General features: G+C 40.5%; 17 protein-coding genes and 1 pseudogene. 12 read left to right on the forward strand and 6 right to left on the reverse strand.

Features of this window, described 5'->3' with window-relative positions; all coding sequences use genetic code 11:
* Window positions 1–15: 15 nt before the first annotated feature.
* A complete protein-coding gene (nifK, locus tag RMZ41_RS24760; RefSeq protein ID WP_322642576.1) occupies window positions 16–1551 on the reverse strand; it encodes a nitrogenase molybdenum-iron protein subunit beta in 1536 nt (511 codons plus the stop codon).
* Between the two features lie 199 nt (window positions 1552–1750).
* Entirely contained in the window at window positions 1751–1855 is a 105-nt protein-coding gene (locus RMZ41_RS24765; protein WP_084227069.1) for a nitrogenase molybdenum-iron protein subunit alpha, read from the reverse strand.
* Between the two features lie 241 nt (window positions 1856–2096).
* Between RMZ41_RS24765 and RMZ41_RS24770 the strand changes: the two are divergent.
* The 8 genes and pseudogenes from RMZ41_RS24770 to RMZ41_RS24805 form a co-directional block, all read left to right on the forward strand.
* Window positions 2097–3440, forward strand: a pseudogene (locus RMZ41_RS24770) (site-specific integrase); the annotation flags it as partial.
* A 44-nt stretch (window positions 3441–3484) separates the two neighbouring features.
* Window positions 3485–3760, forward strand: coding sequence for a hypothetical protein (locus RMZ41_RS24775; protein ID WP_322642575.1), 276 nt, complete (start codon window positions 3485–3487; stop codon window positions 3758–3760).
* Complete coding sequence (locus RMZ41_RS24780; protein ID WP_322642574.1) at window positions 3745–4143, forward strand: type II toxin-antitoxin system VapC family toxin; 399 nt, start codon at window positions 3745–3747, stop codon at window positions 4141–4143. The genes RMZ41_RS24775 and RMZ41_RS24780 overlap by 16 nt, the downstream gene beginning before the upstream one ends.
* 126 nt (window positions 4144–4269) lie before the next feature.
* Complete coding sequence (locus RMZ41_RS24785; RefSeq protein ID WP_322642573.1) at window positions 4270–4749, forward strand: hypothetical protein; 480 nt, start codon at window positions 4270–4272, stop codon at window positions 4747–4749.
* A 192-nt stretch (window positions 4750–4941) separates the two neighbouring features.
* Entirely contained in the window at window positions 4942–5142 is a 201-nt protein-coding gene (locus tag RMZ41_RS24790) for a hypothetical protein (RefSeq protein ID WP_322642572.1), read from the forward strand.
* Between the two features lie 7 nt (window positions 5143–5149).
* The gene (locus RMZ41_RS24795) at window positions 5150–5566 is read left to right on the forward strand and encodes a retroviral-like aspartic protease (RefSeq protein WP_322642571.1); all 417 of its coding nucleotides are present in this window, start codon (window positions 5150–5152) and stop codon (window positions 5564–5566) included.
* A 152-nt stretch (window positions 5567–5718) separates the two neighbouring features.
* Window positions 5719–6135, forward strand: a complete 417-nt coding sequence (locus RMZ41_RS24800) for a XisH family protein (RefSeq protein WP_322642570.1) — start codon at window positions 5719–5721, stop codon at window positions 6133–6135.
* Window positions 6123–6458 (forward strand): XisI protein, encoded by a 336-nt coding sequence (locus RMZ41_RS24805; RefSeq protein WP_322642569.1) that lies wholly within the window; start codon window positions 6123–6125, stop codon window positions 6456–6458. The genes RMZ41_RS24800 and RMZ41_RS24805 overlap by 13 nt, the downstream gene beginning before the upstream one ends.
* A 78-nt stretch (window positions 6459–6536) precedes the next feature.
* On the opposite strand, the gene RMZ41_RS24810 is transcribed toward RMZ41_RS24805, so the two are convergent.
* Window positions 6537–6725 (reverse strand): hypothetical protein, encoded by a 189-nt coding sequence (locus tag RMZ41_RS24810; RefSeq protein WP_322642568.1) that lies wholly within the window; start codon window positions 6723–6725, stop codon window positions 6537–6539.
* Between the two features lie 186 nt (window positions 6726–6911).
* Here RMZ41_RS24810 and RMZ41_RS24815 point away from each other — a divergent pair, with 186 nt between their 5' ends.
* Window positions 6912–7328 carry a XisH family protein gene (locus RMZ41_RS24815; RefSeq protein WP_322642567.1) on the forward strand — a complete coding sequence of 139 codons (417 nt, stop codon included), beginning with the start codon at window positions 6912–6914 and terminating at the stop codon, window positions 7326–7328.
* A complete protein-coding gene (locus tag RMZ41_RS24820; protein WP_322642566.1) occupies window positions 7316–7654 on the forward strand; it encodes a XisI protein in 339 nt (112 codons plus the stop codon). Before RMZ41_RS24815 ends, RMZ41_RS24820 begins: the two co-directional genes overlap by 13 nt.
* 65 nt (window positions 7655–7719) lie before the next feature.
* On the opposite strand, the gene RMZ41_RS24825 is transcribed toward RMZ41_RS24820, so the two are convergent.
* A complete protein-coding gene (locus RMZ41_RS24825) occupies window positions 7720–8259 on the reverse strand; it encodes a DUF2267 domain-containing protein (protein WP_322642565.1) in 540 nt (179 codons plus the stop codon).
* A gap of 271 nt (window positions 8260–8530) precedes the next feature.
* Here RMZ41_RS24825 and RMZ41_RS24830 point away from each other — a divergent pair, with 271 nt between their 5' ends.
* On the forward strand, window positions 8531–9328 hold the full coding sequence (locus RMZ41_RS24830; protein ID WP_322642564.1) for a dienelactone hydrolase family protein: 798 nt from the start codon (window positions 8531–8533) through the stop codon (window positions 9326–9328).
* A 174-nt stretch (window positions 9329–9502) separates the two neighbouring features.
* On the forward strand, window positions 9503–9976 hold the full coding sequence (locus RMZ41_RS24835) for a hypothetical protein (RefSeq protein WP_322642563.1): 474 nt from the start codon (window positions 9503–9505) through the stop codon (window positions 9974–9976).
* 159 nt (window positions 9977–10135) lie between these two features.
* Here the strand turns inward: RMZ41_RS24835 and RMZ41_RS24840 are convergent, their stop codons facing one another.
* Both RMZ41_RS24840 and RMZ41_RS24845 read right to left on the reverse strand, forming a co-directional pair.
* Window positions 10136–10783, reverse strand: coding sequence for a class I SAM-dependent methyltransferase (locus RMZ41_RS24840; RefSeq protein ID WP_322642562.1), 648 nt, complete (start codon window positions 10781–10783; stop codon window positions 10136–10138).
* A 162-nt stretch (window positions 10784–10945) separates the two neighbouring features.
* Window positions 10946–11255, reverse strand: a 310-nt coding sequence (locus tag RMZ41_RS24845; protein WP_409875917.1) for a sensor histidine kinase, incomplete at its 5' end; no start/stop codon positions are given.

Raw genomic sequence — 11255 nt, forward strand, 5'->3', positions numbered from 1 at the left:
GTTTCTACGCAATTTCTAACGAATCAAGTCGTAGGAAATATCTGTCTTAGAAGGAATGTTGGTGTTGCGATCGATTTCTTCAAACAGGGTGTTTACAGTCCAGTTGAGGAGGTTGATCACACCTTGATAACCAATGGTGGCATAGCGGTGTAAGTGGTGGCGATCCATGATGGGGTAGCCGATTCTCACGAGGGGAATCTTGGTGTCGCGCCACAGGTACTTACCGTAGGTGTTACCAACTAAGAAGTCTACTGGTTCGGTGAACAACAGTGAACGCATGTGCCACAAGTCCTTACCAGGCCAAACAGTTGCATGTTGACCGAAGGGGCTAGAAGCAAGCAATTCTTTGATTTCTGCTTCAAATACTTCGTTGCTGTTGTGAACCAAGATATGCACAGGTTCAGCACCCATTTCTAGCATAAAGCCAACTACGCTGTATACTAAATCTGGTTCGCCGTAGATAGCGAAGCGCTTGCCGTGAATCCATGAGTGGGAGTCAGTCATGGCATCAACTGCCTGACCGCGTTCAATTTCCAATTGTTCGGGAATGGGGATACCACTCAATTCGCTGAGTTTCATCAAGAACTCATCAGTACCCTTAATGCCCCAAGGACGGGAAACTGAGGTTGGTTGCTTCCATTCTTTCTCGATGTACTCGCGGGTTTTGGGGGTAGAGTGTGCTTGCAGAGCGATCGTTGCTTTCGCATTGATTGAATCTGCTGCATCTTCTAACTTTGTACCACCTGGGTACATATCGAACTCACCTGTGTTAGGTGAATCTAAGTAGTCGCTGTTGTCAGCTAGAATTGTGTAGTCAAAGCCGAACAGCGAAGCAATCCGCTTGATTTCGCGGTTGTTACCTACGTAGGTGTCAAAACCTGGGATGAAGTTGATTTTACCATTGCTGGTTTCTTTCTTATGACCTGCGGTGAGGTTAGAAAGAATTCCCTTCATCATGTTGTCGTAACCAGTGATGTGGGAACCGACAAAGCTAGGTGTGTGAGCGTAAGGTACTGGGAAATCTTGAGGAACTGAACCAGCTTGTTTAGCGTTGTTGATGAAGGCTTGTAAGTCATCACCAATTACTTCTGCCATACAGGTGGTGCAGACAGCGATCATCTTGGGCTTGTACAGTTGGTAAGAGTTCGCCAACCCGTCAATCATGTTTTGCAGACCACCAAACACGGCTGCATCTTCAGTCATTGAAGAAGATACACCAGAGAATGGTTCTTTGTAGTGACGGGTTAAGTGGGTGCGGAAGTAAGCAACGCAACCTTGAGAACCTTGAACGAAAGGTAGAGTACCTTCAAAACCAACAGCAGCAAAAATTGCTCCTAGTGGTTGACAACCTTTAGCAGGGTTAACGGTTAAAGCTTCACGAGCGAAGTTCTTTTCACGATAATCCCAACCTTTTGTCCACTCTGCAACCCGTGTTACTTCTTCGGGGTCGTGACCATTTTCAAACTGCTTTTTGTTTTCAAATAGCTGTTGGTACTCAGGCTGGTGGAATAACTCGACGTGATCTTGAATTTTTTCTGGATTCTGAGGCATTTCTTCTGGACTCCAAGGTTACTGAATTCTTTACTAATTGAGGTGCGAGTGGGGAGTAGGGAGTGGGAATATGATTCAAAATTCAAAATGCAAAAATCAAAATAAATTTTTAATCTTTCAATTTTGAATTTTGGATTCCCAACTCCCCCCTGGGGTTTTAGCCCCAGGTTATCCTTACTTATCGCTCTCTCCCATTTCCCTAGACGGCAGCCTTAGCCTTAGCTTCAGCCTTTTTAGCCTGAGCTTTTTCATTCCAAGGAGCGCCAATTAATGACCAAGTTGGGCTGTTGAGTGCTAAGTCCATATCGCGTGCGAAGATGGCAAAGCCGTCATAACCGTGATAAGGGCCGGAGTAATCCTTTTTTTGGTTTTATTATTTTCAAATGTCTAATGTTTGCAATAAACAGTGTCTGTTCTAAACATTGTTCGTTGATAACACATTTATTTTTAGGCTAAATATAGTCTAAAAAGACAGCATAATTCGGCTCAGGACTCACGCATCATCTAAATGTTGTCCTGAACCAAGGCGGTTTTTTAATCGCTTGTTTTTTTGCTCATCTCTGCAAGCACAGCAGCAAAAAGAACACATGAGAACGAAAGTACTACTAGAATTAGAGAAAGTTAATCTGCGTTTGAAGTCTGCAAAGGCAAAAGTGACTATTAGAGAATCAAATGGAAGTCTGCAATTACGAGCGACATTGCCAATTAAGCCGGGAGACAAAGATAGCAATGGTACTGGGAGAAAGCAATACAATATCAGTTTAAATATTCCCTCTAACTTGGATGGACTCAAGACGGCTGAGGAAGAGGCATACGAATTAGGAAAGTTAATCGCTCGTAAAACTTTTGAGTGGAATGATAAATATTTAGGTAATGAGGCAGTTAAGAAAGGATTTAAGACTATAGGAGAATTACTTGAGCAATTTGAAGAAGAGTATTTTAAGACTCATAAACGAACTACTAAAAGTGAGCATACTTTTTTTTATTACTTTTCCCGAACTAAACGATTTACTAATTCTAAAGATTTAGCGATCGCTGAAAATTTTATAAGTTCAATTGAGCAAATTGATAAAGAATGGGCTAAATATAATGCCGCCAGAGCAATAGCGGCATTTTGCATGACATTTAAAATCGAAATCGATTTATCTAAATATTCCAAAATGCCTGAGAATAGTTCCCGCACTATCCCTACAGATGCGGAAATAGCTGATGGGATTCTCAAGTTTGAAGATTATTTGCATAACAGAGGTAATCAAGTAAATCAAAATGTTCAAGATAGCTGGCAACTTTGGCGCTGGACGTATGGAATGTTAGCAGTTTTTGGTTTACGCCCACGAGAACTTTTTATTAATCCTGATATTGATTGGTGGTTGAGTGAAGAAAATGCAGATTTAACTTGGAAAGTTCATAAGGATTGTAAGACTGGGGAAAGAGAAGCATTACCATTATATAGGCAATGGATTGAGGATTTTGATTTGAGGAATCCTAAATACTTGGAGATGTTAAAGGGTGCGATCGCAAAAAAAGATAACACAAATCATGCTGAGATAACGGCGTTAACACAGCGAGTTAGCTGGTGGTTTCGTAAAATAGGATTGGATTTTAAACCTTATGATTTACGTCACGCTTGGGCCATTAGGGCGCATATTTTGGGAATACCAATTAAAGCGGCGGCAGATAATTTGGGGCATAGTGTGCAAGTTCATACCCAAACTTATCAGCGTTGGTTTTCGCTAGATATGCGGAAGTTGGCGATTAATCAGGCGTTGAGTAAGAGAAATGAAGTTGAGTTGATTATGGAGGAAAATGCTAAGTTGAGGATGGAGAATGATAAGTTGAGATTGGAGGTTGAAAAGTTGAGAATGGAAATGGTTTATAAACAAAGTTAAACTTGCCCAAATACTGATAATATAATAAGCCAGGAGGTCAGATTATGGAAAGTATTAAGATTAGAACATATATTGGTGATGATGGAATTCTGCAAATCCAGCTTCCACCGGAAATTGCCAACCAAGAATTAGATGTAGTGATTGTCTTTCAACCTGTTATACCAAAATCTTCAGAGTCTCCAACTAAAACGCCGGAAGAACTAGGATACTCTCGTAAGTTTCTTGAAGAAGTAATAGGTAGTTGGGAAGGTGAGCCGCTTGAACGTCCAGAACAGCTTCCCTTTGAGGAACGGAAGGAGATTCAATGGCCTACCTCCTAGATACGAATGCATGTATCCAAATTCTGAATTCACCAAGTTCACCTGTCACCCAAAAAACTCTATTAATTCCTTCTAGAGAAATTTACATTTGTACAGTTGTTTATAGCGAACTGTATTACGGAGCTTACAAAAGCGCAAACGTTAATAAAAATCTCACTCACCTAGAAAATATGTTTGCTGAGTTTGCTGATTTACCAATGGATCGTCAAGCTGCAAAAATAGCTGGAAATATTCGCGCTCGTCTTAATGCTTTGGGAACTCCAATTGGAGCAAATGATTTATTAATTGCTGCGATCGCTTTAGCAAATGACCTCACACTTGTCACCCACAACACCCGCGAATTTAGCCGTATTAATGGCTTGAAGTACGAAGATTGGGAATAGCTAGCGTATGAAAGAGTCCATAGATTATTTGAGCTTCTCACAGTAGGAAAATAGGTTTTATTTTTAAAGATAAATACTTTCCATAAAGTAGCGTTAGTTTTTATCTTTCTTAGGGAACAATTCTAATTGAACGTAAATTATAAATCGGCAACAGCCATGTGCAGTAAAATAAATGATCAACCAAGACAGGATTTTGCATATCGTCACCTTGAAAACAACTTGGTATATATTTCTGAGTCAATTATTCGAGAAATAAAATCTGGAAACTGCGAAATTAAGTTTTGGGATGATGCAAGCGATATAGGCGAAGCTGTGGGACTGAGTGTGGATTTAGAAAAGAGTTTTGTGGAAATGATAGTTGAGATTAATTGTCCAAATAGCTATCTAGTTCGTTTGTGGAGTAAAGGTTCTTCCCCTTCTGAAGAGGATAAAAAATGTTGGTACAACAAAGAAGGTTCATGTCCAGGGCATTTAGTATGGGAGTGCTGCAATACTGATCTTGTCAGTGAGGAAGAGATGGAGACTCATCATTTTGATACTGGCTTGCAAAGATTAGTTGCTAAATACATCGGAACTAATCAAGAAGGCTTATTTGTCTGCTGGTAGTGTAAGTCCTGAAATCAAAAGTTTACTTTGATAAGTACCTTGAGGCGATCGCACTTTTGATCGCATCCCTCCCATAAGGCGCGTTGTGCTTTACAAGAGCGCAGCATCATCTCAAACTTACAAAGCTGATACCGCAGCCTGATAAAATTTGTGGAAAGATAGAAATGTTGATTCATCTCCAGCATGACAATTATGAACGCCGTAGAGCTATTTCCTACCCTGCGAAATTTAACTCGTGCAGATAAACTGAAAGTTATGCAGTTTCTAATTTCGGAATTATCTAGGGATGAAGAGCCATCATTAGAGCAAGGAGCAACTTACCCTATTTGGTCGCCACTTAATTCCCACGCAGCTGCACATCAACTTGCTCAACTGCTAGAGTCAGACGAGTAAATGCACAATGGTTAATCCTCAAAGATTTTCCTTTACAGAGGGATACGATACATTTGGTGTTCCTGATGCGCTGCCAAAGTTACCATTAATATTAACCTATCGTAACTCATCAGTAGACGTTTCAGGCTTGTTAGATACTGGAGCAAGCGTTAGCGTTCTGCCATATAGTATTGGTATTCAACTAGGCGCAATTTGGGAAGAACAGACGATTTCTGTAATGTTGGCTGGTAATTTGGCTCCCGTTGAAGCAAGAGGTTTGCTTGTATCTGCTCAGATTGGATCGTTTGAGCCTGTTCGCTTAGTTTTTGCGTGGAGTTTGTCTAATGATGTACCTTTGTTGCTAGGACGTATGAACTTTTTTTTGGAGTTTGATGTGTGTTTCTATCGTTCACAACTGGTATTTGATGTGTGTCCACAGTCGTAATGCGATCGCATCTCTGATATAGGTTGCATTGCCGCAAATTGCAATGCACCTTCATCATATCAGCAAGCGATCGCATTCCTCGCATAGGCTGCGTTATTGCATTGATTGACAATGCTTCGGTATTATAAAGGTATTGGGTTCTGGTTCTGTCCATGTCTGCAAGAGACATTTTTCACGAAGCCGTCAAACGAGGACTGCAAAAAGAAGGGTGGATTATCACTCATGATCCGCTAGTTGTTAAGTTTGCCAAAGATAAAATGTCAGTCGATTTAGGTGCAGAAAAAATATTAGCAGCCGAGCGAGGAACTGAAAAAATTGCTGTTGAGATTAAAAGTTTTTTGGGGGATTCAGAACTGTTTGAGTACCACGCGGCTTTGGGACAGTTTCTCAATTATCGATTAGCTCTGCGACTCAGGGAGCCTGAACGAGTTTTGTTTTTAGCAGTTCCAGTCTCAACCTATCGCTCACTATTTAGCCGGGATTTTGCCCAAACTTCAGTACAAGAGTATCAAGTTAAGTTAATAGTTTACGATCCAAAAGTTGAGGTGATTGTACAATGGCAAAGCTAGACCAATATCGTGAATATATTCAGAAGTTACTAACGAAGTATGGCAGTTACAAATCTTCAGAAGAAGATGTTGAAATTCAACTGATATTCGATACTGCACGAGATCATTATCAGATTTTAGAGATTGGTTGGGATGGATATGACCGAGTTTATAATTGTGTGATACATCTTGATATCAAAGATGAAAAGATATGGATTCAACGTAATATGACGGATATCCAAATTGCTGAAGAGTTGACTGAGATGGGAGTACCTAAAGAGGATATTGTTTTGGGATTACAGCCATCTTACCTGCGTCAATATACGCAATATGGCGTAGCGTGAATTTGTATAACAGGTGATGATAGCAAAACCTCTGTTTAGTATCGCCCCTCCCAAAGTATACATCGTCGCAAAGCTGATTTACTTAAAGACAACGCCGCGATAAATTTCCGCCATCGATAATGCGATCGCAACTGAATCTAAAAAAATAGATACCTCTAAGCTGCTAAAATCACTGAGCAACCAACCTTCAGCTTGTTTACTGTAGCGGCGCGAGATGGTACAAATCATACGTTGGCGCAGCCCGCCGACAGGCACTGCATTAGCCATAATACAACAATATTATTTTATTTTGTCACAGATTTGTTGTGAGGCGATATCTTCTCTTTTCTACGAGATACTGCGCGATCGCCTTCAGGTTCTGCAAAGGCAAATGTGTCTAAGCATAGTACTGCTTGAGTGGAATACACGATAGAATTTAGGCAAAGACTTTATCTTTCTGGTTAGCTGTGTACGATGTCTGCAAGAGATAGGTTTCATGAATTGGTCAGAACTGCTCTTGAGAAGCAAGGATGGGTAATTACTCACGATCCATACCACATTGATTTAGGGTTTGTTGATTTTTACATCGACTTAGGTGCAGAACTGTTGCTAGCAGCGACAAAGGATGAGCAAAAGATTGCTGTTGAAATCAAAACGTTTTTAGCACCCTCAACTATTTCTGAGTTCCATACTGCAATTGGACAATTTATTAACTACCGCATTGCGTTGGAAGATAACGATCCAGAGCGGCAGTTGTATTTAGCAGTTCCGCTCGATGTTTATAGGCGATTTTTCAGATATCCATTTATTCAAACAGTCATTGTCCGTAACCAAATTCCCCTTTTGGTGTACGACACAGAAAAACAGGAGATTGCAGAATGGATAAGCTAAATTTGTATCGTGAACTAATTCAGAGATTATTAACGGCACGGGCAAACTTGCGTTCTGGGAGCGATCCAATAGAAAGTCAAACCATTTTTGATATTACAAAAGACCACTATCAGCTTGTGCATGTGGGATGGAAGAATAGCAGTACCCGAATTTACGGCTGTGTGCTGCATATAGATATCAAGAATGGGAAGATTTGGGTACAGCATGACGGAACGGAGGATGCGATCGCAGATCAACTTGTGAGCGAGGGAGTACCTAAGCAAGATATTGTGATAGCATATCATGCACCTCATGTAAGGCAGTATACAGAGTTTGCTATAGGCTAAACCTATTTAAAAAGTCTGTTTGCGATCGCTACTCGCAAACAGACTTGACTTTTTTATACTTCTAATTAAGCTTGTTCCCAAAGCTGACGGACATAATCAGGTAGCCAGCTAGCAATTTCCTGAATTCGTTCTTCGGAAAGTTCGTCTTTGGTGGCAGAAAACACTGCTTTAACTGCTTGCTCTCTGTCTACTGTTCCCGGCTTCCCACCTTCGTTAGCAACTCGGAACAGGAAGCGATCGGAATCGATCTTAAAGATGCCTGGGCCTTGCCAGGGTGGACGAACCCGACTTAAAAATCCCACAATTGGATTGGTATCTTTCCACAAATCAGCTACTTCAAACTGGAGTGCTTTCTCATCAGTAGGCACAGCTTCTGTATGCAGTTCTGCTGCGACGCGATCGCTAGCTTCTGTAGTCATTAAGTCTCGCATAACGCGAAACACAACTTCGGTAAAGTCTCTTGCGTCATACAAATCTGCAAATCCGCTCTTAACCATCACCTTTTCGAGAAATGAGCGATGTTCGTCTGCGATCGCAGTTCGAGTATCTTCTATCTCTGTTGGATCAACTTCTGGAATATTTGTTCTAAAACTTTGATCTGGCATTGTTTTTTCTTGTGGTTATTAATTTTGAGTCTTTATGCTTACTTTATGTAAGGTCGCACAAATCAAAAACCCTTGGGATCTTCCAGAAGTTTGAGATGCCATCTATTCAAAAGTTAGAAATTTCCCCGATCTGCTCACAGTAACAAGATCCTGTTTAAGAATAAGCGATTTCCTTTCATTTAGCACAGCAATTACCACTCGTAGACATCCCCCATTGGTGTCAAAAAACAGTCACAATAAATAAGTTGGTATCAAAGCAGCCGAAACAAAGATGGTAGAAACAACAAACATCGAAATTAATACTTGCTATGTCAAAGTACCTAACAATGGCTTAGAAATCGATGCTTACTTAGCTCAACCAGCACAAGAAGGAACCTTTGGAGCGGTTATAGTTTTTCCAGAAATTTTTGGAATCAATAACAATATTCGAGATATTACAGAATTAATTGCTAAACAAGGATACGTAGCTATAGCTCCGGCGATGTATCAACGTATTGCTCCTGGCTTTGAGGCGGACTTGAGCCAGGAAGATATAGGCTTTAGTCCAGAAGCATATCGGCTTGGCTTGGAATATTATCAACAAGTAAAGTATCAAGAAATATTCAGCGATATTCAAGCTGCGATCGCTTACCTGAAAACTTTACCCAATGTCAAAGATAATACAATTGGTGTCATTGGTTTCTGTTTTGGTGGTCATGTTGCTTATATGGCTGCAACTTTACCCGATATCAAAGCAACAGCTTCGTTTTACGGTGGTGGAATCACTACTTCTAGTTATGGTGAAGAGACTCCAACTGTTAATCGCACCTTGGAAATTAAAGGTACTATTTATGCATTTTTTGGTACAAGAGATGCATTAGTTTCGCAGGAAGAAAACGAGAAAATTGAGGCAGAATTAAAGAAACATAAGATAAATCATCGTGTATTCCGATACGATGCCGGACATGGATTCTTTGCCGGATTTTTCAAAGACAAGTACCCATTTATGGAACAACATCCAAGTTACAATCCTGAAGCTGCTCCTGATGCTTGGAAACATGTTCTAGAACTGTTTCAAAATCATTTGTGAGAAAGCAAGTGCAATCGCATCGATCATGTAAGGTGCGTTATGTGAACAACAACAAACCCTGCCTTAGTAAGCTATGTGTCAGCCAGGGGCATACCGAAAATTATATGTATCTGCTCTAAAAAATATACGTAATTATTTGTACAATAAACAGATATATAATTTCCGTCTTCGTGTATGCCTTTATTCTTAGAGCAAGTTGAAAAGACAATACAAGAAATCGACTGTCTTGCTGACCCTTTAAGTCAGCGATATGGACGTTTACTTAACTGGCAAAATCCACTTGATCCGTTTTGGCATTATGGGATTGGTCTGTCAGATACACGCATTTTCGATACAGGTCGTGGGTTGTGTTCCTTTGAAAGAAGGGAGTCAAAATTCGTTGTTGGCATTGACCATATTGCTTTTGAGCCGAAGCAAACAATTGAGCGGCTCAAACAAGCCCTTCACGTTTTTGCTAATTGGGAGTACACTTTCACTGGCTGGAATTGTGAACACCTTGGTCGATTAGTTGCAACAGATGAACCAAGATGTTATCAAAGTAGTTTCATTTGGTGGTTGTCCGATATGACTCCTGAAGGAAACCACAAAACCGCACATCAAATCTTTCGAGATTACCTGAAGAAAGTTGATCCTAGTCTTACTCGGTAGTGCCATTGCTTGATCGTGTATGAATTATTTTTCAACCAGCTTCCGTAAGCGCTGCCTATTTACCCCTGATGATCAACTCGAATTAAAATATCTGCGTAGATACGAAGCACCTTCTTGTAGACATCGCACTCATTGAACAAGAGTGCGATCCTATTGTTTTTAACCTTTTGAATTTTTCAGCAGCAGTTGACAACCACATAAAAACGGGTTTGGACTGTCTGTGCGATCGTCCGCAAGCACTTCAATGGGAAGCTTACTGTTATAAATCAATTCGTCATAGTCCATCAATGCATCCCACTTGATTTTGCCAGTGGGGAAACCTAGTTGTGAACTACCATCAGCAATTAACTCTTGCCATTTCTGAATCTCTGGATCTTGCGATTTGCAGTAATCGAGAATGGCAATTAATGCACCAGGCTTGGTAACTCGTAGGATTTCTTTAAGAGCAAGAACTGGATCTTCAACAACACAGAGGGTAAATCCTGATGCTGCTGCATCAAAGCTATTATCAGAAAAATCAAGATTGCAGAGATCCGATATCTTGAAAGTGATGTCTGCGGATACGTGCTTTTTACGTGCTTCATTCAGCATTTTTTCAGAAAAATCGATACCCACAACCTTTACCCCTTCCGGGTAAGATGAAAGATTAAGACCCGTTCCTACCGCAGCTTCTAGCACGGTTTGTCCTGGCTGAAGCTGCAAAGAAGCAATTAATGGTTCGCGCTCAATGTGCCAGTAACGCTTCATAATCGCATCATAATCTGCCGCCCCGCGATCGTAGGTTTCAATTACCTGATTTATCTGCATAGATTTTTTAACAAATAAGACTACTGGTTTAAGTATCTGTTCAACTATGTGCTGTGTTAGGATAGTGCGTATATTATATTACTAGTATAATAATTTGACAATATATAACTGAAAACTTGTTTGTAGGCGATCGCTGCTATCAAATTAAACCACTCCATCAACTTATAGCCGCAGAGGAATCTGAATGATAAACTCGGTTCCAACTCCCGGAGTTGAGAAGCACTCTAGTTTACCGCCATGTTTTTCTGTAATGATTTGGTAGCTGATAGACATACCCATTCCGGTACCTTTGCCAACGGGCTTGGTAGTGAAGAAAGGATCAAATATGCGTTGCTGAAATTCTTTAGAAATACCGACTCCATTATCAGCGATCGCAATTTCTAACCATTTTGAATCAACCACAGATGTGCGAATCTTAATTTGACTGGGATTTTCCTGGATCTCCTTATAGGTAAGCTTAGTATTATTTTCT

The sequence above is a fragment of the Nostoc sp. DedVER02 genome (genome assembly GCF_034530675.2).
GTDB lineage: Bacteria > Cyanobacteriota > Cyanobacteriia > Cyanobacteriales > Nostocaceae > Nostoc.